Genomic DNA, 19,699 nt, shown 5'->3' with positions numbered 1-19,699 from the left:
GAGTGGACGTGGTCGACAGCCCGGCGAGGAAGGACGGCTGGCAGGCCGTCCCGGAGCCAGGAGCCGGATGGCGGCAGGTGGTCCCGGTGCCGATGCGCGACGGGGTCGGGCTTGTCGCGGACGTCTACGCCGCGGGCCCAGACCCCGCCCCGCGCCCCGTGCTGCTCGAACGCACGCCGTACGGCCGCCGCAGGGCGCGCGGCTCGGACGGGGCCTTCGAGTCCTGGAACCCGCCGCCGCCCGAGGCGGTGTGCCGGCGCCTCGTCGAGCGCGGCTACCACGTGGTCAGGCAGGACTGCCGCGGCCGGGGCGACTCGGGCGGCGAGTTCGTCAAGTACCTCAACGAGGCCGAGGACGGCTACGACACCGTGGAGTGGATCGCGGCCCAGCCGTGGTGCGACGGCCGGGTGGCCACGATGGGGGTCTCCTACGCGGCGCACACGCAGAGCGCGCTCGCCTCGCTCGGCACGCCCTCGCTGGCGGCGATGTTCCTCGACTCGGGCGGCTTCGCCAGCGCCTACGAGACCGGCGTCCGGCTGGGCGGGGCCTTCGAGCTCAAGCAGGCCACCTGGGCCTTCGCCAGGGCCAGGACCAGTGCCAGGACGCTCGCCGACCCGGTGCGCGGCGCCGCGCTGGCGGGCGAGTCGATCGAGGAGTGGTTCGGGCGGCTGCCCTGGCGAAGGGGGCACTCGCCGCTGCGGCACGCGCCGGAGTACGAGGACTACCTCTTCGAGCAGTGGGAGCACGGCAGGTTCGGTCCCTACTGGCGGCAGCTCGGCATCTACGGCCGGGGCCGCTTCGACCGGTTCCCCGACGTGCCGAGCCTGCACATCTCCAGCTGGTACGACCCCTACATCAGGACCGCGGTGGAGAACTTCCACGAGCTGGGCGCCCGCAAGACCAGCCCGGCCTACCTGGTGCTCGGCCCCTGGACGCACGGCCGGCGCAGCGTCTCGTACGCCGGGGACGTCGACTTCGGCCCCGAGGCGACCCTGGACGGCAACCTGGCCACCGACTACGTCGAGTTCCGGGCGGACTGGTTCGACGCGCGGCTGTCCGCGCGGCCGTCGAACGACCCGGCCGTGCGCTACTTCCTGATGGGCGGCGGCTCCGGCCGGCGCGACGCCGAAGGCCGACTCGACCACGGCGGCCGCTGGCTGACCAGTGCCACCTGGCCGCCGGAGGGCGCGCGCCCCACGGAGTTCCACCTCACCGCCGACGGCGGGCTCACGCCGGAGCCCGGGGCGCTCAGCGGACACCTGGAGTACGACCACGACCCCCGCGATCCGGTGCCGACCATCGGCGGGCAGGTGACCTCGGGGGAGCCGGTGATGGCCGGCGGGGCCTTCGACCAGCGCCCCGACGAGCGGACGTTCAGCCTGACCAACTCACGGCTGCCGCTCGACTCCCGGCCCGACGTGCTCACCTTCCAGACGGCTCCGCTGGAGCACGACGTGGTGGTGGCCGGCCCCGTCGTCGCCACCCTCACCGTCTCGTCCAGCGCCGCCGACACCGACTTCACGGTGAAGCTGATCGACGTCCACCCGCCGAACGCCGACTACCCGGCCGGTTTCGCCATGAACCTGACCGACGGCATCCTGCGGTGCCGGTACCGGGACTCGTTCGAGACGCCGTCCCCGCTGGAACCCGGCCGGGTGTACGAGGTGCGGGTCGAGGCCCCCGACACCGCCAACCTCTTCGCCCGCGGGCACCGGATCCGGGTCGACATCGCCTCCAGCAACTTCCCCCGCTTCGACGTCAACTCCGGCACCGGCGCGGACGAGACCACCGACCGGCGGCGGGTGGTCGCGACGAACCGGGTGTTCGCCGACGGACGGTCCACCGTCACGCTGCACGTTCTCCCGGGGGAGCGGCGATGAGCGCCACCACGGGAATCACCCTCGCCGCGGTCGGCGACCTCGTCCTCGACGACGACGTGCTGACCCCACGCCTGGAGGCGACGGCGCCCCGGCTGCTCGACCTCCTGCGCGGCGCCGACGTCACCATCGGGAACCTCGAGACGACCGCGATCGACTTCGACCGCTTCGACGGCTGGCCCGAGGCCGAACCCGGCGGATCCTGGCTGGTCACCTCGCCCCGGGCGGGGGCCGACCTCCGCGCCATGGGCTTCGACATGCTGTCCCGCGCGAACAACCACGCCACCGACTGGGGCGTGGCCGGCCTGCGCTCCACCAGCGCGGTCCTCGACGCCGCCGGGCTCGTCCACGCCGGCGCCGGCGGGTCGCTCACCGCGGCGCGCGCCCCCCGCTACCTCACCACCCGGCACGGACGCGTCGCGCTCGTGTCGGCGGCGACCCGCTACCAGGCCATGTCCCTGGCCAGCGACCCGTTCGGGATCGTGCCGGCCCGCCCCGGCATCAACGGCCTGCGCACCAGGAAGTGGTTCGCCGTCCACCCCGACGAGTTGCGGGCCATGGCCGCGATCCGCGACGCGCTCCCGCCAGCCTCCCTGCACCACGCGGCACGGACCGCCGACGCGCGGGACGGCTCCGTGACCCTCGGCGGAACCGCCTTCGTCTCCTCCGAGACCACCGGCGGCCTGGCCGGACCACACTGGCGGGTCGAGGACGAGGACGTCGCCGCCCTCCGCACCAGCGTGCGCCAGGCGAAGCAGAGCGCCGACCTCGTCGCCGTGGCCCTGCACACCCACGAGCCGGGCAACCACAGCGCCGAACCCCCGCCCTTCCTGCCCGAGCTGGCGCGCGCGGCCGTCGACGAGGGCGCCGACGTCGTCCTCGGCCACGGCCCGCATCAGCTGCGGGGCATCGAGGTGTACCGGAACCGGCCGATCTTCTACTCGCTCGGCAATTTCGCCTTCATGCAGAACCGCCAGTTCCCCCTGACCCGTGAGGCCTGGCGGCGCACCGGCCTCGACCCCGCGCGACACACCCCGAGCGAGATGCTCGAACAGAAACGGCTCAAGGGCCCTTTCGCCGAACGGATCTGGTTCGAAAGCGTCGCGGTCACGCTCTCCTTCACCCGCCACGGCACGCTCGACGTCACGCTGCTCCCGATCACGCTCACCTATGACACGCCACACCATTCCGACCGCGGAACACCGCAGGTGGCGGACGTCACCGCGGCGGATCGAATCCTCGACCGGCTCCGCGCGCTCTCGCGGGCGTACGGTACCGAAATCCTCCTTGACCAGGGTCAAGGCACCATCCGCGTCGACCTGTGAAAACGACCCTCCGGTAAAAGGAGTCGAAAAATGAGTTCCACGTCCGAAACAACGCGTGACACCACCAGACTCACCCGCTTTCTGGACCGCGTCGAACGCGTCGGCAACCGGCTGCCGCACCCCTTCCTGCTGTTCTGGATCCTGTTCTGCGTCGTCGCCGCCGCCAGCGCGATCATGGCCGCCGCCGGCGTCTCGGCCCTGGACCCGGCGACCGGCGAGCCCGCACCGGTCAGGAACGCGCTGTCGGTCGACGCGATCCGCGACCTGATGCTCGGCGCCGAGGAGTCGTTCCTGACCTTCGGACCGCTGGGCACCATGCTGATCATCATGCTCGGCCTCGCGGTCGCCGACCGCTCCGGCATGCTCGAAGCGCTGGCCAGGCACGCCCTGGGCCGCGTGAACCCCCGCTACGCCGTGTTCACCGTCTGTCTCGCCGGCGCGCTGTCGAAGTTCCTCTCCTACAGCGCCTACGTCATCCTCATACCGCTGGCGGCGCTGGTCTTCAAGGCGGTCGGCCGATCCCCCATGCTGGGCATGATCGTCGGCTTCCTGTCGATCAACGCCGCCGGCGACGCGAACCCGTTCATCGCGCCAAGCGACGTCGTCTTCGCCAGGATCGCCACCGAGGCCGCGCAGCTCGTCGACCCGGACACGGTCGTCAGGGCCACCGACAACACCTACTTCACCACCGTCTCCGCGCTCCTCCTCGCGATCGTGCTCACCCTGGTCACGGAGAAGGTGCTCGCCAAGCGCGAGCACGAACTCGTCCCGGACGACGGCGCCACCGGGCCGACCACCGGAACCTCGGCCGACGCCGTCCCCGAGGAGACCGAGCTCCGCGCGCTGCGCAGGACCGGCGTCGTCGCCGCGGCCTTCCTCGGCCTGCTGGTCGTCGGGATGATCCCCACCGGCTCCCCGTTCCGTGGCGAGAACGGCGCCATCCTCGACTCCACGCTGTTCAACGGCATCGCGCTGGCGCTGAGCCTGTTCTTCGTGGTGATCGGAGCCACCTACGCCCACGGGACCGGCCGGCTCACCAGCTCGTCCGACCTGCCGCACTTCATGGCGGACGGCGTCAAGTCGATCTCGCCGCTCCTCGTGCTCTTCTTCGCCGTCTCGCAGTTCCTCGCGCTGTTCGAGTGGACCTCCATCAGCACCGTCGTCGCGGTACGCGGCGCGGAGGTCCTGGAAGGGCTGAACGCGCCGATCTTCATCGTGCTGATGCTGCTCATCGGCGCCATCGCCACGCTGAACCTGCTCATCACCAGCGGCACCGCGCTGTGGGCACTCCTCGCGCCCGTGATCATCCCCATGACCATGCTCATCGGGGCCAACCCGGCGACCGTGATGGCCATCTACCGGATCGCGGACTCCTGTACCAACTCCATCACCCCGATGAGCGCGACGTTCGTCCTCACCGTCGGCTATCTCCAGACCTACCAGAAGAAGGCGGGCATCGGCACCCTGGTGTCGTTCACCCTGCCGGCCGCGATGGCGATGATGGCCGCCTGGACCGCGCTGTTCGCCGTCTGGTACGCCCTCGGACTGCCGCTCGGCCCCGGTTCGCCCGTCCACTGATCACGCCGGGCCCCCCGCGCCGGCCAGCTCGGCCACCACCGCGGCGTGGTCGGACGGCCAGGCGCCGGTGCCGGCCGGGGCGGGGCCCGCGGCCGTGCGCCGCACGCCGGTGACCCGGCCCTCGCCGGCCGGGCCCGGCGGCCCGACGTGGATGTAGTCGATCCGCGCCTCGAAGGCCGTCGCCCCCGAGACGAGCGGGTTGTCCAACTCCCAGGTGGCCGCCGGCCGGTCGGGGGCGGCGAACCGCCAGGCGTCAAGCAGCAGCTGCCCCGGCACCGCGGGCTCCGTCAGCGTCCCGCCGAACAGCCGCAGCTCGTCCGAGTCGGGTTCGGCGTTGAAGTCCCCGGTGATCACCGGCGGGAACGGCGTCCCGCCGCGCCGCTCGGCCACGAACCCGGCCAGCGCCGCCACCTGCGCCAGCCGCACCGCCGAGCCCGCCGGGTCCGAGTGCAGATGGGTGGTGAAGAACGGCAGCCGCGCCCCCGGCGCCTCCACCAGCGCGAACAGCGCGGTGCGCACCTCCTCGGGTCCTTCGGCGGTGGGCAGCCGCCGCACCTCGGTGTCCGCGATCGGCCAGCGGCTGAGCACCGCGTTCCCCACCCCCGCGGGCGGCCCCGGCACCCGGCCGCGCCAGTGCGCGAACACCTCGCCAGGCGCCCACGCCCAGTGCATCCCGAGCTCCTCGGCCAGCCAGCCGGCCAGGTTCTCGTCCTCCGTCGACCAGACCTCCTGGAGACCGCAGACGTCCGGCCGCTCCCGCCGCAGCCACTCCAGGACGGCCACCCGGCGGGCCCGCCAGTCGCCGAATCTCCACCACAGGTTCCACGTCATCACGCGCACGGCCCGATGCTACGGTCCTGGACATGACGATCCGGGCCGTGGTGTGGGACATCGACGACACGCTCTGGGACTACACCGGATCCGACCGGGCCGGCGCGCTGCGGCACCTGACCAACGAGGGCCTGCTCGCCCGTTTCCCCAGCCCGGCGGCCGCGCTGGGGCGCTGGCGGGCGGTGATGGAGGAGCAGTACGCCCGCTTCGAGGCCGGCGAGCTGACCTTCGACGAGCAACGCCGGGAGCGGGTGCGGGCCTTCCTCGACCTGCCGTTCCCCGACGCCGAGGCGGACGCCTGGTTCGACCGCTATCTGGCCTGCCGGGACGACGCCTACCGGCCGTTCCCCGACGTGCTGCCCGCCCTCGACGCGCTCACCCCCGGCTACCGGCACGGCCTGCTCTCCAACTCCGGGCAGGCCAACCAGGAGCGCAAGCTGACCCGGCTCGGCATCAGGGACCGCTTCGAGGTGCTGGTCTGCTCCGACGAGTCGGGCCACGCCAAGCCGGCGCCCGAGGCGTTCTGGGCCGTCTGCGCGGCGATGGGCCTGCCGCCCGAGGCGGTGGCCTACGTCGGCGACCGCCCCGACGTCGACGCCGCCGGCGCGGACGCGGCCGGCCTGCACGGCATCTGGCTCGACCGCCCATCCGTCCTTGCGGACGGAACGCCTCGCCGCGGACCCGCCCTCGTGGGCGGCCTGCCTCGCCGTATCTCCAGCCTCGCCGAGTTGCCGGCGCTGCTCGCCGGCCTCGCCGAGCGGGCGGCTGGCCGCCAGGGCTGACGCAGGACCCGCGTCGCCAGGTCGCGGTCGGGCGGGAACCCGACAGGCCCGCCCCCGGTGACCCGCTCAGGGCCAGGCGTTGGGGTTCCGCGCCAGCGGGATCCCGTACAGCACGTTGCCCACGCTCGGCACCGTCCACAGGACCACGGAGACGCCGGCGGCCCAGATGGTGAAGTCCAGGTGGGCGAACTCGGCCCTCGGGACGACGCCGAGGAGGCCCGAGGGGTCGTACACCACCGGCATCCGCTCGCCCGACACCGCCGTGAACGTCGTCATCTCGTCCGGTGCGTCGGCGGCCGCGCAGTCCAACGTGTACCGCCAGATCTCGGACTCGCCACCCGCCGGGTCCTGGACGGCCCGCCCCTCGCTGTCGAGCACCGTGCAGGTGGTCTCGCCGCCCCGCCACTCCAGCAGGCCCAGCCTGACGCCCCAGCCGCCGGCGAAGGCGGCGTCGAGCAGCCCGAACGCGGCCACCGCGAGCACCGACCAGCCGACCGTCCCGAACGGGTGGTCCCAGAGCACCAGCGGCGACAGGAACAGCGGTACGCCGACCGCGCACATCGGCAGGATCAGCAGCGCGCGGGTCAGCGGGCCCGCCCCGACGCCCCACAGGGACACGAGCACGAAGCCCGCGCCGAGCCACGGCAGCGACACCACGGCGAGCAGGCGCACCCACCACGCCGTCCAGACGAGGCGCCGCCACCGACGACGTCCGTCCTCGGCGTGAGCCTCCTCGGCGGACGCCACGGCACCGAGCAGTTGGAAGAGCGCCCAGGTCAGGCCGAGACCGGCCGCCAGCCCCAGCACGACGGACACGAGCAGCACCAGGGTGAGCACGGTGGACCACATGCGCCGGAACCTAGCCACCCGGCGCGGGGAGGGGTCCCCGCGCCGGGTGCTCCGCCGGTGGTCCGTCAGCCGTCAGCCCACCACCGGATAGGCGTCGAGGATCGTCTGGTCGATCGCCCGACCGTCGCCGGCCTCCGCCACGACCCGGACCGAGAGGTGGTCTCCCGGCCGAGGCAGCAGCGGAGCGACCGCGACCGACGTGCCGTCCGCGCCAGGCAGCACGACCGCCCCGACCCACCGCTCGCCGCCGTCCCGGGAGAACCAGACCCGTGGCACGCTCCGCGTCGACACCGTCGGCAGCTCGCCGCCGATCCGGTCGGTGGCGGCGAGGCGCAGCCCGAGGCTCGGCGGCAGCCAGGGCTGGTAGCGGTCGTTCGGCCGGTAGTCCACCGTCAGCAGTTCCGGGGTGTCGCCAGGTTCCGACGCGAAGGACCAGGTCGTGTCGATCTCCCGGCCGATCGGCAGCCGCTCCTGGTCGGGGCGCACGGAGGACTCGAGGCGGTAGTCGCCGCGGCCAGGCGGCGTCGCGAACACGTCGTCGTACAGCGGCGGCAGCTCCTCGCCGTCGCGGTACAGCCGCATCGGCTGGTAGCCGGCCGCACCGCGATCGCGCAGATGGCCCATGTGCCGGCCGTCGCTCAGCCCGACGCCGACCGCCAACCGATCCTCCTCGTGGACGAGTTGGGTCGCCGACACGGTGGCGGTCCGGAACCAGACCGGCGCCTCCCGACCGCCGGGCCGGTGGGCCGTCGGCGGCGTGCAGAACTGGGCGACGTCCGGGTCGGGGCCGTTGACGCACTGGGTCCAGGCGAGGCCCGGCCGCGCGTTGACCATCTCGACCCGCCGGCCGGGCAGTGGCAACGGGTGGGCGACCGCCGTGTCGGTCGCGCCCAGGCCCAGCCCGGCGAGCCGGAACTCGGTGGCCTCCGCCGACGCGGTGCCGCCGAGGGCCCGGTAGTCGGCGTCGACGCGCACCAGCCGCGCGGCCTCGGCCCGCGAGACGCCGTACGCCGGCGGGTCGGGGATGGTCGGCCCGCCGAGCGCCAGGTCGTAGAGGTCGGCCTGGCCGGCGCCCGGCCGGCCCACCGTCGCGAGGCGCCACCTGGTCTCGGCGGCCGCCTCGCCGTGGGTCACCGGCGCCGTCGGCTGGAGGAACACCCGCCCCCGCGTCACGTCCTCGGACGGGGCGTAGAGCTGGGCGCCGACCGTGCCGAGCGCGGCCTCGTCGCGCCGCTCGAACGAGAGGTACGCCTCGGTGACCCGGGTGCGGGCCCCCGCCACCTCGGCCGGCGCCAGCGGCTCCGCCCGGCGGGCGTCGATGACGACCGAGACGTCCTCGTCGACCCGCACCTCGGGGTCGCCGACGATCGCGTAGCTGGCGGCCTCCCGACCGCGCGCCGGCGTCTCCACGGTGACCATCATCGAGTAGGGGCCAGGCGCCATCCGGGCCCTGGCCCGGCCGTTCTCGTCCAGCGGCAGCACGGCGAACGTGCCGCCGGTCGGCAGCCAGGCCGTCTCCATGTTGCCGATGAGCAGGCTGCCGCCCGCGAACGGCTCGCCCCTGCGGTCGAGCACCGTGACGTCGACGTCGCGGCGCGGCGGCTCGACGTAGAGGTTGACGGGCAGCACCAACGGCTCGCGGCCGCCGGCCCGTTCGACGGTGACGGCCCCGGTGTGGACGCCGAACCTGCCGGCCGGCACGTCGAGGGTGACCTCGACCCTGGCCGAGGCGCCGGGGGCGATCGTCAGCTCGGCCGGGGAGGCCCGCACCAGGTCGGCCGGCGCGTCCGAGGTGTCCGCCACGTTCTGCTGCCAGTCGCTCAGCGTCAACGACTCGGGCTCGGCGCCGGTGTTGGTGAGGGTCAGCGGGATGCTCAGCCCCTCCAGATCCGTGCCGTCCCGCAGATAGCCGAAGTCGAGGTTGGACCGGTCGGCCACCAGCGTCTCGGCGGCGGCCTGCGGCAGGTCGAGCAGCCCGGCGCCCTCCGCGTGCGACCACACCTGCCGGGCGTCGTAGGGGTCGGCGGTCGTGGTCAGCGCCGCCTTCACCTGCTGCCACTCCCAGTCGGGGTGCCGCTGCCACAGCAGCGCGGCCGCGCCGGCCACATGCGGGGCCGCCTGCGAGGTGCCGGTCATCGCCACGTACGGGTCCGATCCCTCGCCGCCCCCGGCCCGGGCGCCGACGATCGAGACGCCGGGCGCCATCAGATCGGGCTTGGCCCGGTAGGTGCCGGCGGCGGGGCCGCGCGACGAGCCGCGGTAGGTGCCGCCGTCGGCCCTGGCGGCGCCCACGGTCAGCGCGCTCTCGGCGATGCCAGGCGTCCCGACGGAGCCGATGGTGGGCCCGACGTTGCCGGCCGCCACCACGAACAGCGTCCCGTACTCGGCGCTGAGCGCGTCCACCGCGGCCGACACCGGGTCGTCGCCCGAAGCGCGGCCGCCCAGGCTGAGGTTGACGATGTCGGCGCCCCGCTCGGCCGCCCACTCCATGCCGGCGATGACCCACGAGGCGAAGCCGCCGCCCTCGCCGTCGAGCACCCGGCCGGAGAGCAGCCGCGCCCCGGGCGCCACGCCCTGCCTGGCGCCGTCCGCCGCCGCGCCGGTGCCGGCCAGCACCGAGGCCACATGGGTGCCGTGGCCGTTCTCGTCGGGAGCCGGCCCCTCGGCCGTCGTCCCGGCCGTGAAGTCGGCCTCGGCGACGACCTGTCCCGCCAGGTCGGGGTGGGCGCCATCGACGCCGGTGTCGAGCACCGCCACCGCCACGCCCGAGCCGTCGAGGCCGGACTCCCACACCTCGGGGGCGCCGATCTGCCGCAGGTTCTGGTCGAGTTCGGCGGCGGTCAGCCGCTGGTCGAGCCACACCCTCGGCCGCTGTTCGGCGGTGAGTCCCTGCGGGGAGTCGAGCAGCGACTCGACGAACGCCGGCGCCAGCTCCGCGTCCAGGGTGACCGCGCTGGCGTCGATGCTGGCCAGCGGCACGGCGTCGGGCTCGCCCGCGAGCGCGGCGAGCGGCCGCGGGCCGCGCACGATCAACGGCACGGCGTCGGCGGCCGCCGCGCCCTGTTCCGCGGCGCGCCGGGTGACGTTGAAGAGTTCCAGGTCCAACACGTCGGGGACCAGCGGCGCGACGTCGCCTGGCAGCACGTAGACGTCGCCGTCGTGCCGCAGGGTCTGGAACGCGAAGGCGGCCGAGGGGTCGGCGGGGGTCACGGTCACGGAGGGTTCACCGTCGACGGACGGGCCGAGCACCACCAGGTCCCCGGTGGGCAACAGCACGGTGTCGCCTGGCGGGGCGGCGGCCGCCGGGCTCGGCGTCGCGGCCGCGGCGACCGCGGCGGGCGCGACACCGGGGGCGACCAGGGTGCCGAGGATGGCGACCAGGCCGCTGATCAGGGCGGTTCTTCGGAGCGATGGGTGCGCGGGACGGGGCATGCAGGTGTCCTATCCCACGGCGTGCTGTGACGAAATAAGCCCCGGGTTCGTCTTGTCGCCACGTCGGCTTTCCGACAGCATCGCGGAATGCTGCAACCCCTCGGTGTCACCGAACTCGCCGAAGCCGCCTACCGGGCGTTGCTGGCTGCCCCGGGCATCACCGTCCCCGAACTGGCCGGACGGCTCGGGAGATCGCCGGGCGCGACGCGCCGAGTGCTCGGCGAACTCGAGGAGTTGGGGCTGGTGAACCGCCTCCCCGGCCGGCCGGTCCGCCTGTTGGCCACCCACCCGGAGTCGGCGATCGACCTGCTGGTCGCGCGGCGGCGCGAGGAGTTGGAGAAGAGCCGGGTCACGGCCAGGGCCCTGGCCGCCGAGGTCCATGTCGAGCGCCAGCCGAGCGAGTTGCTGGAGATCGTGGTCGGCCAGCCGGCGATCGCCGCCCGCTTCACCCAGTTCACCCGCAACTGCCGCGACGAACTCCTGGTGTTCGACCGCCCGCCGTACGCCAACCCCGCCGACGAGGGCGAGGGCGCGGTCAACGGCCTGCTGCGGGACGGCGTGCGGGTGCGGGGCATCTACGCGCCCGAGTCGCTGAGCCAACCCGGCGGCCTGGACGCGGCGGTCCGCGCCGCCGAGCGGGGCGAGCTCTCCCGGGTGCACCCCAGGGTCCCGATGAAGCTGGCCATCGCCGACCGCCAGGTCGCGCTGCTGCCGCTGGTCCTTGACGACATGGTGACCAGCGCGGTGATGGTCCGCCCCAGCGCCCTCCTCGACGCGCTGATCGCCCTCTTCGAACTCCTCTGGGAACAGGCCGCGCCGCTCCTCCCCACGGAGGAGGACTCGATCCCGGCCAGGGGCCTGCTGACCCTCCTGGTCGCCGGCCTCAAGGACGAGACCATCGCCCGCCAACTCGGCGTCAGCTCACGGACGGTGAGCCGCCACGTAGCCGACCTGATGGACCGCCTCGGCGCCCGCACCCGCTTCCAGGCCGGCGTCCTCGCTGAGCGGCAGGGGCTGTTGGCGGACGACGACTGACGCCGTCAGACGATCACGGTGCGCACGCCGGGGATGTCCAGGGTGGTGACGGGTTCGCCGTCGGGGGTGCGGCGGTTCTCCAGGATCAGTGATGTGAGGTCGAGTCGCGCGAACGCGTGCGTGGCTACCCGCGCGAAGCGAGCACGGGCTGCCGGCAATTGCTCGCGGTGCCGGATCGCCGGCCCGCTGACGCGGCCGCCGCAGGCGGGGCCTGCCCCCGGCCCGGCCCGGCCGGGTTCGGTTCGCGCGGAGCGCGGGAAAGGGCGGGTGGGTGGGTGGGGGAGGGGACCCCACCCACACCGCCGCCCGCGAGGGTCAGGGCTGCCGTACCCGCAGCCGCGCCGAGGTCGTCACCGTCGCAGGACCCGACGCCGGGACCGCGATCTCCAGCGGCGCGCCGGCGACGGCCAGGCCCGTGACATGCAGCGGCCGCAGCTCGTCGGCCAGCCGCGGGGCCACCGTCAACGTGCCGCCCGGCACGTCCGCTTCGAGGCCGAGCAGCGACGTCAGCACCTGCACCGAGGCCGCCGCCGCCCACGCCTGGGGCCGGCAGGACGCCGGGTAGGGCACCGGGTCGGCGCCCTCGTCCGCGCCGTAGCCGGCGAACAGCTCGGGCAGGCGCGCGTCGAAGCCGTCCGAAGCCCGCAGCAGGCCGGCGGCCAACTGGCCCGCGGCCTCCGGGAATCCGGCCCTGGCCAGGCCCTGGACGGCGATCGCCGTGTCGTGCGGCCAGACCGCGCCGACGTGGTAGCCGAGCGGGTTGTAGCCGGCGGCCGCGGTGCTGTACGTGCGCAGGCCGAAGCCGGAGTCCAGCCGTGGGCCGGCCAGCCGGGCCGCGAGCAGCGCGCTCTCCTCCTGGTCGAGCAGCCCGGTGCCCAGCAGATGGCCGAAGCCCGAGGTGACCGAGTCCACCGGGCGCTTGTCCCGGTCGAGGGCGACCGCCGGGTACGGCCCCTGCTCGTCCTCCACCCAGAACCGCTCGCGGAAGCGGGACTTCAGCCGCTCCGCCCACTCCACCCACTCGTCGGCGCCCGGCCGGTCGAAGGCGCGCAGCAGCGCCGCGCCGGCGTGCGCCGCCTCGTAGGCGTACGCCTGCACTTCGCAGAGCGCGATCGGCGCGATGGCGAGGCTGCCGTCGCCGTAGCGGATGGAGTCGCCGGAGTCCTTCCAGCCCTGGTTGGCCAGGCCGCGGCCCGTGGTGTCGATGTACTCCAGGAAGCCGTCGCCGTCCGCGTCGCCGTGGTCCCGCATCCAGCCGAGCGCGGCCTCCGCGTGCGGCAGCAGCGCGGCCACCTCGGCCGGGTCGAGGCCCCAGCGCCAGGTGTCGTGGAGCAGCGTCAGCCAGAGCGGGGTGGCGTCCACCGTGCCGAAGTAACGCGGCGGCAACGACATGCCGTGCTCCGGGAGTTCGAGCGTCGCCCGGCGCACCTCGTGGAGGATCTTGCCGGGTTGCTCCTGGCTGATCTCGTCGGTCGCCGTGCCTTGCCGGCGGGCCAGCGTCCGCAGCGTGCCGGCGGCGAGCGAGGTGGAGAGCGGCAGCAGCATCCGCGCCGCCCAGAGCGAGTCCCGGCCGAAGAGGGTGGCGAACCAGGGCGCGCCGGCCGCCAGGAACAGGTCGGACGGCTGCTCGGGGTCGGCGAGCAGCAGCCGCTCCAGGTCCAGGTGGGACTGGGTCACCCAGCGCTCGAAGCGGCGGTCGGCGCTGCGCAGCCGCGGTTCACGCCAGGGGGTGCTGCCCGGCTCGGCGGCGGGGAAGCTCGGCGGGCCGCCGTCCGCCACGGTGCAGACCAGCTCGGCGGTCCAGCTCTCGCCTGGCCCGAGTGCGACGTCGTAGCGCAGCAGCCCGCCCTCGGCGCCGGCGGACACCTCGTCGGGCGCGGGTGACGAGCTCAGCCGCACGGACGTCGCCCCCGTCGCGTCGGTCGTCGTGCCGTGCCACACCAGGCCGGCGTCGCCGAACGCGGCCGCCGGCAGCTGGGCGACGGCGATCCCGGACTTGACGCGCTCCATCGGGGAGAGGTCGGTGGCGGCCGACACTGTGAGGGATATCCGGGCCGGCAGCCCGCCCGCGTTGACCACCTCGAGGACCTCGGTCAGCACCCCGGGGCCGATCGCCCGCCGCCTGGTCAGCGTCACCGCCGGATCGGCTGTGGACTCCGCCACACCGCGCAGCACCGACCTGAACAGCGCGGCGTCCGCGCCCTCCAGGCCACCGCCGACCGACACCACAGGCACCCCGTCCACGGCCACGCGCAGCCGCGACAGCACCCGCACGTCAGCGTGGTAGAAGCCGTCCACACCCTGCTCGAACTGCCCGTCGGGGCGGGAGACGGCGAAGCTCGGGGCGTACAGCGTCACGCACGCGTCGTGCAGGAACGGTTGCAGCCCGGCCTCGGTTTCGGCCGGGGACTTGACAGTCATGAACGTTGATACCAATCTTCTCAGCCATTGGAGCGTTCAAATGAATGTAGACGCAGTTCAGCTGGTCGGCAATGGTCATTTGATCGCTCCAAGAAACACAGCAGCAACATCCAACCGGCCGACGGGAGACCGACGGCCGGCCTACGACGGGCCGACGACGGACCGACGACGGACCACGGGAGACGACGAGCGATGACGCCACCGCCCGGCCGGCAGGCAGGACGACAGGGAGGGGTGACCCTCGCCATGGTCGCGCGCCGCGCCGGCGTCTCACCCCAGACCGTCTCCAACGCCATCAACGCGCCGGAGCTGCTGCGCCCCGACACGTTGGAGCGGGTGCGGCAGGCCATCGAGGCCATGGGCTACCGGCCGCACCGCGCCGCCCAGACGCTGCGCACCCGCTCCAGCCGGTTGATCGGCTACGGCATCCAACCGATCGAGGTCGACCGGTCGACGCCGGTGATGGACCGCTTCCTGCACGCCCTCACCCAGACCGCCGAGGAGGCCGGCCACCGCATCCTGCTGTTCGCCGCGCCGGTCGGCCCCGCGCTGCTCTCCGCGTACCAGGAACTGCTCGACACCTACAGCGTCGACGGCTTCGTATTGAGCGACACCCACCGCGGCGACCCCCGCCAGACGTGGCTGGAAAAGCACGGTGTACCGTTCGCCGCGTTCGGGCGAATGTGGACGGGCCGGCAGATAGGCGACTTCGTGGACATCGACGGCGCCGGCGGCATCGACTCCGCGGTCGAGCACCTCGTCGGCCTCGGCCACACCCGGGTCGGCTTCCTCGGCTGGCCGCGCGGCTCGGGCGCCGGCGACGACCGGGCGCTCGGCTGGAAGCGCGCCGTGCAGCGGCACGGCCTGCCGAGCCGCGGCCGCCGGGCGGAGAGCGTCGACGACGTCGCGCAGGCCGCGGCCGCCGTCCAGCCGCTGCTCGACGCCGGGATGACCGCGATCATCGCCGCCAGCGACACCCTCGCCATGGGCTGCTACCGCGCGCTCCGCCAGCGCGACCAGGTCCCCGGGCAGGACGTGTCGATCGTCGGCTTCGACGACTCGCCGGCCGCCGCGCTGGTCTCGCCCGGGCTCACCAGCATCGACCAGCCCATGACGACCGTGGGCCGGGAGTGCGTCCGGCTGCTGCTCGCCCGCGTCGGCGAGCCGGCCCGCCCCCCGGAGCACGTCGTGCTCGAACCCACCCTCGTGGTCCGCGAGAGCACGGCCACACCCCCCTCAGACCGCCTGACCCCCTAACCCGAGTAACCCGAGCTGGCCCCAGAAGCCGAGCCGCACATCTCCCAGAGGAACGCGATGAAGCACTACTCGACCACCCGCAGAACCACCCGCCAGATAGCCCTGGTCGGCGCCGCCACCCTGCTCGCGGCCGCCGCCTGCTCCTCCGGCTTCGACGACGGCGAGACCGAGCAGGAGGAGAGCAGCGGCCCCACGGAGCTCAGCGTCCTCATCGCCTCCTCAGGCGACGCCGAGACCGCCGCCGTCCGCGCGGCCGTCGAGGCCTACCAGGAGGAGTCGGGCAACACCGTCAACCTCGACGTCGCGCAGGACATGAACCAGCAGCTGAGCCAGGCGTTCGCCGGCGGCAACCCGCCCGACGTCTTCTACGTCGACTCCAGCCAGTTCGCCAACTACGCGCAGGGCGGCTCGCTCTACCCCTACGGCGCCGAGATCGAGGACGTCGACGACTTCTCGCCCGCGCTGCTCCAGTCCTTCACCCGCGACGGCGAGCTGTACTGCCTGCCCAAGGACACCTCGGCGCTCGGCCTCGCCGTCAACGACACCCTCTGGGCGCAGGCCGGCCTCACCGAGGACGACTACCCCGGGACCTGGGAGGAGCTGGCGGCCGTCGCCGGGCAGCTCACCGGCGACGGCGTCACCGGCCTCGTCACCAGCAGCGAGTACCAGCGGATCGGCGCCTTCATGACCGAGGCCGGCGGCTGGATCACCAACGCCGACCAGACCGAGGTCACCGCCGACTCGCCGGAGAACGTCGAGGGCCTGGAGTTCGTCCAGAGCATGCTCGACGACGGCGTGATGGCCTTCACCACCGACGTCGACGCCGGCTGGGGCGGCGAGGCGTTCGGCAAGGGCGACGCGGCCATGACCGTCGAGGGCGGCTGGCTGGCCGGCGCCATGGCGGCCGACTACCCGGACGTCGAGTACACCGTGCTGCCGATGCCGGAGGGCCCGGCCGGTCCCGGCACCCTCGCCTACACCAACTGCTGGGGCGTCGCCCAGGACAGCGCGCACCGCGCCGCCGCCGTCGACCTGGTCCGCTTCCTGACCCAGGGCGACCAGCAGATCGCCATGGGCGAGGCGTTCGGCGCCATCCCGTCCCGGCTGAGCGCCGCCGAGGAGTACCTGGCCGCCCGCCCGGAGGAGGCCGCGTGGGGCGTCACCGGTGACGGGGTCCAGGGCCCCGTGACCGTGGCCGGCTTCGACCGCGTCCTCGGCCAGTTCAACACCGACCTCCAGTCGCTGCGCACCGCCGACGCCGCCGAGATCCTCGCCGACCTCCAGACCAACGCCGAGGCGGCGCTCGAGGACAACCAGTGAGTCAGACGGTCTCCCGACCCGCACCACCGACCGGCCGGGCCGCCTCGCGGCCCGGCCGGTCCGGCCGCCGGGTCCGGCGGCAGGGGCTGATCGGCTGGCTGTTCGTCAGCCCCTCCGTCGCGGTGCTCGGCCTCTTCATGCTGCTGCCGATCGTGATGGCCGCCTGGGTCAGCCTGCTCGACTGGGACGGCCAGTCCAACCCGTTCACCGGCGGCCGGGCCGAGTTCGTCGGCCTCGACAACTACCGGGACCTGCTCGTCGACGACGGCCTCGACCGGACGCTGTTCGCCACCTCGCTGCGCAACAACGCCTACTACGTGCTGCTGTTCGTGCCGCTGGTGACGATCCTCTCCCTGTCGCTGGCCATGATCGTCAACCAGCGCCTGATCAAGGGCCGTTCGCTGCTCCGCACCACCTTCTACTTCCCGTCCGTGACCAGCACCATCGCGGTCTCGACGGTGTTCCTCTTCCTCTTCCAGGGCAGCGGCGCCGTCAACCGGCTGCTGTCGTGGATCGGGCTCACCGGGCCCAACTGGTTCGCGGACTCGCGCGGCGTCCTCTCGATGGCGCTCGGCGCGCTCGGCATCGTCGACCCCGACCACCCGAGCGGCTTCCTGGCCGACCGCAGCTTCCTCGGCCTCTCCTGGTTCGAGTGGCTCTCCGGCCCCTCGGTGGCGATGAGCACCATGATCCTGCTCGCCATCTGGACCACCTCGGGCACCTTCATGCTGATCTTCCTCGCCGCGCTCCAGGACATCCCGCGCGAGCTGGAGGAGGCCGCGGCCCTCGACGGCGTCAACCGCCGCCAGCTGCTGCGCCACGTCACGCTGCCCGCGCTGCGTCCCGTGCTGTTCCTGGTGCTGACGCTCGGCCTGATCGGCAGCTGGCAGGTGTTCGACATGGTCTACGTGATGGGCCAGGGCGCCCCGGGCAACACCACCCTCACGCCGGCCTTCCTCTCCTACCAGTCCGGCTTCGACAACGCCGACTTCGGACAGGGCGCGGCCATCGCGTTCATCCTCTTCGCCATCATCCTGATCTGCACCGGCCTGCAACGCTGGCTGCTGCGCGAGCGCTCCGGGAGGTCCGCACGATGAGCGCCACGAAGAAGCGCGCGCCCGAGGCGCCCGTGCTGCCCCGGTTCGCCGTGCCCTGGCGGGCCGTCGGCTACACCCTGGTCGCCGGCCTCGCCCTGCTCTACGTCCTGCCGTTCGCCATCCAGCTGGCGACCAGCTTCAAGACGATGCCGGACGCCGCCGCCAACCCGCTCACCCTCTGGCCGGCCACCCCCACCACGGCCGCCTACGAGCGGCTCTTCGGGATCGCCGACTCCGCCGAGAGCGTGCCGTTCCTCCGCTGGCTCGGCAACTCGACCGTGGTGACGATCCTGGTCACCGCAGGCCGGGTGCTCTTCGACTCGATGGCCGGCTACGCCCTGGCCCGGCTCCACTTCCCCGGCCGGCGGCTGCTGTTCGTGCTGCTGCTCTCCATCATGTCCGTGCCCGGCGTGGTGCTGCTGATCCCCAAGTTCCTGGTGCTCAACACCTTCGGGATGTTCGACACCTACGCGGGCATGGTGGTGCCGCTGCTGGTCGACGCCGCCGGCATCTTCATCATGAAGCAGTTCTTCGAGTCCGTGCCGCGCGAGGTCGAGGAGGCGGCCAGGATCGACGGCGCCGGGACCTTCCGGATCTACTGGTCCATCGTGCTGCCGATGGCCAGGCCCGCGCTGATCACCCTGACCATCCTGTCCTTCCAGGGCTCCTGGAACGAGTTCACCCACTACCTGGTGTCCACCCAGTCAAGCGAGTACCAGACGCTGACCACGGGCCTCGCCAGACTGGTCGCGGGCGGACTCGGCAGCGGCACCCAGTACCCGCTGAAGCTGGCCGCGGCGGCGCTGTCCACCATCCCGGTGGCCATCCTCTTCTTCTGCTTCCAGCGGTACTTCATCCGCGGCGCCAACTCCGGCTCCATCAAGGAGTGACGCGCCACCCCGGCCGGGGCGGGGGCGGTCCCGGCGGCATCGGCGGCATCGGCGGCCGGGGCGGCGCCGGAGGTCGCCAGCCGGCCAGCGGCCCCCGGAAGCCGACCCCGTGCCGGCGGCGGAGCAGCACCACCTCGACGAGGGCGGTGACCGTCACGCCGACCGGGCCGGCGAACACCGCCACCCAGTAGGAGGGCGTGGGACTCCCGCCCGGGTACCCCTCGACGGAGTCGACGAGCACGCTCCCCGCGATCGCGGTGAGCCACCCCAGCGGCACGACGGCCAGCGGCCGCACCAGCGGATGGCCGCCGACGCCGAACGCGTTGCGGTTCATGAGGTAGAGCACCGAGCCGAAGAAGACCGTCAGCCACGGGCCGAGGACCAGCACCAGCAGCAGCCCACCGACGTCGTCGGGCGAGCCGTCGAAGTGGTTGACCGCCCAGTAGACGAAGAGGCCGCAGAACGCCGCCGTGATCAGCGCGGTCGCCAACGGCCTGGCACAGAGCCCGAGCACCGTCCCCCGGGCGCCCGGGCGGGCCAGGCCGACCAGCAGACCGCAGGCCGCCAGCAGCGCCACCGGGCCAGTCCCGAGCATCAACAGGCCGCTGGTGAAGCCCTGTTCGACCGGCTCCAACAGCCCGTCCCCGGTGAAGAGGCCGACGACGAACGCGAGCAGGCCGAGCCCGAGCAGGGTGCGGGGCAGCAGCAGCCGCTCGATGAGCGGGTCGACGGCCTGCCCGTAGGGACCGACGAGCCCGACGGTGTCCACGACGGAGAACCGGAACACCCCGAAAGGCCCGTAGATCCGCCGGGCGAGCCGCCAGGGCAGCAGCACGTCGACCACCCACGACCCCGGTCGCCCGGGCGGGGCCGGCACCCGGTACGGCGGCCGGTCATAGCCATCGGTCGTGCTCATTAGGGGACCATCCCTTCTGCAGCCCTCACGGGTAGGGTTGTGACCTCTCGGTCCCGGTGGGTGCATGGCCAGTAGTGCGAGCCGTTTGA

The 19,699-nt window shown here is 73.5% G+C and carries 15 protein-coding genes; 9 read left to right on the top strand and 6 right to left on the bottom strand.

Annotated features, from left to right (window positions below):
• Positions 1 to 8: 8 nt before the first annotated feature.
• From ACYVPE_RS32355 to ACYVPE_RS32345, 3 genes are read left to right on the top strand one after another with little or no spacing between them, the layout of a single operon-like run.
• Positions 9 to 1,880, top strand: a complete 1,872-nt coding sequence (locus tag ACYVPE_RS32355; RefSeq protein WP_461037342.1) for a CocE/NonD family hydrolase — start codon at positions 9 to 11, stop codon at positions 1,878 to 1,880.
• Entirely contained in the window at positions 1,877 to 3,202 is a 1,326-nt protein-coding gene (locus ACYVPE_RS32350; protein ID WP_461037341.1) for a CapA family protein, read from the top strand. The genes ACYVPE_RS32355 and ACYVPE_RS32350 overlap by 4 nt, the downstream gene beginning before the upstream one ends.
• Before the next feature lie 30 nt (positions 3,203 to 3,232).
• On the top strand, positions 3,233 to 4,780 hold the full coding sequence (locus ACYVPE_RS32345; protein WP_461037340.1) for an AbgT family transporter: 1,548 nt from the start codon (positions 3,233 to 3,235) through the stop codon (positions 4,778 to 4,780).
• Here ACYVPE_RS32345 and ACYVPE_RS32340 read toward each other — a convergent pair whose 3' ends face one another.
• Complete coding sequence (locus ACYVPE_RS32340) at positions 4,781 to 5,611, bottom strand: endonuclease/exonuclease/phosphatase family protein (protein ID WP_461037350.1); 831 nt, start codon at positions 5,609 to 5,611, stop codon at positions 4,781 to 4,783. It lies immediately after the preceding gene.
• Positions 5,612 to 5,643: 32 nt separating this feature from the next.
• On the opposite strand from ACYVPE_RS32340, the gene ACYVPE_RS32335 reads away from it, so the two are divergent.
• Complete coding sequence (locus ACYVPE_RS32335; RefSeq protein WP_461037339.1) at positions 5,644 to 6,393, top strand: HAD family hydrolase; 750 nt, start codon at positions 5,644 to 5,646, stop codon at positions 6,391 to 6,393.
• A 66-nt stretch (positions 6,394 to 6,459) separates the two neighbouring features.
• Here the strand turns inward: ACYVPE_RS32335 and ACYVPE_RS32330 are convergent, their stop codons facing one another.
• Together ACYVPE_RS32330 and ACYVPE_RS32325 are read right to left on the bottom strand one after the other, a co-directional pair.
• Positions 6,460 to 7,242, bottom strand: coding sequence for a hypothetical protein (locus ACYVPE_RS32330; RefSeq protein WP_461037338.1), 783 nt, complete (start codon positions 7,240 to 7,242; stop codon positions 6,460 to 6,462).
• 72 nt (positions 7,243 to 7,314) lie between these two features.
• Positions 7,315 to 10,674 (bottom strand): S8 family serine peptidase, encoded by a 3,360-nt coding sequence (locus ACYVPE_RS32325; RefSeq protein ID WP_461037337.1) that lies wholly within the window; start codon positions 10,672 to 10,674, stop codon positions 7,315 to 7,317.
• A gap of 87 nt (positions 10,675 to 10,761) precedes the next feature.
• On the opposite strand from ACYVPE_RS32325, the gene ACYVPE_RS32320 reads away from it, so the two are divergent.
• A complete protein-coding gene (locus tag ACYVPE_RS32320) occupies positions 10,762 to 11,709 on the top strand; it encodes a winged helix-turn-helix transcriptional regulator (RefSeq protein ID WP_461037336.1) in 948 nt (315 codons plus the stop codon).
• 5 nt (positions 11,710 to 11,714) lie between these two features.
• Here ACYVPE_RS32320 and ACYVPE_RS32315 read toward each other — a convergent pair whose 3' ends face one another.
• Together ACYVPE_RS32315 and ACYVPE_RS32310 are read right to left on the bottom strand one after the other, a co-directional pair.
• Positions 11,715 to 11,867, bottom strand: a complete 153-nt coding sequence (locus ACYVPE_RS32315) for a hypothetical protein (protein WP_461037335.1) — start codon at positions 11,865 to 11,867, stop codon at positions 11,715 to 11,717.
• A gap of 157 nt (positions 11,868 to 12,024) precedes the next feature.
• The gene (locus ACYVPE_RS32310; RefSeq protein ID WP_461037334.1) at positions 12,025 to 14,130 is read right to left on the bottom strand and encodes a glycogen debranching N-terminal domain-containing protein; all 2,106 of its coding nucleotides are present in this window, start codon (positions 14,128 to 14,130) and stop codon (positions 12,025 to 12,027) included.
• A gap of 234 nt (positions 14,131 to 14,364) precedes the next feature.
• Here ACYVPE_RS32310 and ACYVPE_RS32305 point away from each other — a divergent pair, with 234 nt between their 5' ends.
• The 4 genes from ACYVPE_RS32305 to ACYVPE_RS32290 all read left to right on the top strand — a co-directional run bounded on the left by ACYVPE_RS32305 (position 14,365) and on the right by ACYVPE_RS32290 (position 18,694).
• Positions 14,365 to 15,387, top strand: coding sequence for a LacI family DNA-binding transcriptional regulator (locus ACYVPE_RS32305; RefSeq protein WP_461037333.1), 1,023 nt, complete (start codon positions 14,365 to 14,367; stop codon positions 15,385 to 15,387).
• Positions 15,388 to 15,444: 57 nt separating this feature from the next.
• A complete protein-coding gene (locus tag ACYVPE_RS32300; protein WP_461037332.1) occupies positions 15,445 to 16,707 on the top strand; it encodes a sugar ABC transporter substrate-binding protein in 1,263 nt (420 codons plus the stop codon).
• A gap of 137 nt (positions 16,708 to 16,844) precedes the next feature.
• Entirely contained in the window at positions 16,845 to 17,804 is a 960-nt protein-coding gene (locus ACYVPE_RS32295) for a carbohydrate ABC transporter permease (protein WP_461037349.1), read from the top strand.
• Positions 17,801 to 18,694, top strand: coding sequence for a carbohydrate ABC transporter permease (locus ACYVPE_RS32290; RefSeq protein ID WP_461037331.1), 894 nt, complete (start codon positions 17,801 to 17,803; stop codon positions 18,692 to 18,694). The genes ACYVPE_RS32295 and ACYVPE_RS32290 overlap by 4 nt, the downstream gene beginning before the upstream one ends.
• On the opposite strand, the gene ACYVPE_RS32285 is transcribed toward ACYVPE_RS32290, so the two are convergent.
• Positions 18,684 to 19,610 carry a hypothetical protein gene (locus ACYVPE_RS32285; RefSeq protein WP_461037330.1) on the bottom strand — a complete coding sequence of 309 codons (927 nt, stop codon included), beginning with the start codon at positions 19,608 to 19,610 and terminating at the stop codon, positions 18,684 to 18,686. The two genes, ACYVPE_RS32290 and ACYVPE_RS32285, sit on opposite strands and share 11 nt — an antisense overlap.
• Positions 19,611 to 19,699: the final 89 nt, after the last annotated feature.

This window comes from Streptomyces mayteni, assembly GCF_054783955.1.
This window is presented reverse-complemented; position numbering and strand designations above follow the sequence as displayed.

Excerpts from the sequence above, each read along its gene's own strand:
- ACYVPE_RS32350 (WP_461037341.1), top strand. The coding sequence starts at position 1,877 with ATGAGCGCCACCACGGGAATCACCCTCGCCGCGGTCGGCGACCTCGTC.
- ACYVPE_RS32345 (WP_461037340.1), top strand. The coding sequence starts at position 3,233 with ATGAGTTCCACGTCCGAAACAACGCGTGACACCACCAGACTCACCCGC.
- ACYVPE_RS32340 (WP_461037350.1), bottom strand. The coding sequence starts at position 5,611 with ATGACGTGGAACCTGTGGTGGAGATTCGGCGACTGGCGGGCCCGCCGG.
- ACYVPE_RS32335 (WP_461037339.1), top strand. The coding sequence starts at position 5,644 with ATGACGATCCGGGCCGTGGTGTGGGACATCGACGACACGCTCTGGGAC.
- ACYVPE_RS32330 (WP_461037338.1), bottom strand. The coding sequence starts at position 7,242 with ATGTGGTCCACCGTGCTCACCCTGGTGCTGCTCGTGTCCGTCGTGCTG.
- ACYVPE_RS32325 (WP_461037337.1), bottom strand. The coding sequence starts at position 10,674 with ATGCCCCGTCCCGCGCACCCATCGCTCCGAAGAACCGCCCTGATCAGC.
- ACYVPE_RS32320 (WP_461037336.1), top strand. The coding sequence starts at position 10,762 with ATGCTGCAACCCCTCGGTGTCACCGAACTCGCCGAAGCCGCCTACCGG.
- ACYVPE_RS32310 (WP_461037334.1), bottom strand. The coding sequence starts at position 14,130 with ATGACTGTCAAGTCCCCGGCCGAAACCGAGGCCGGGCTGCAACCGTTC.
- ACYVPE_RS32300 (WP_461037332.1), top strand. The coding sequence starts at position 15,445 with ATGAAGCACTACTCGACCACCCGCAGAACCACCCGCCAGATAGCCCTG.
- ACYVPE_RS32295 (WP_461037349.1), top strand. The coding sequence starts at position 16,845 with ATGCTGCTGCCGATCGTGATGGCCGCCTGGGTCAGCCTGCTCGACTGG.
- ACYVPE_RS32290 (WP_461037331.1), top strand. The coding sequence starts at position 17,801 with ATGAGCGCCACGAAGAAGCGCGCGCCCGAGGCGCCCGTGCTGCCCCGG.
- ACYVPE_RS32285 (WP_461037330.1), bottom strand. The coding sequence starts at position 19,610 with ATGAGCACGACCGATGGCTATGACCGGCCGCCGTACCGGGTGCCGGCC.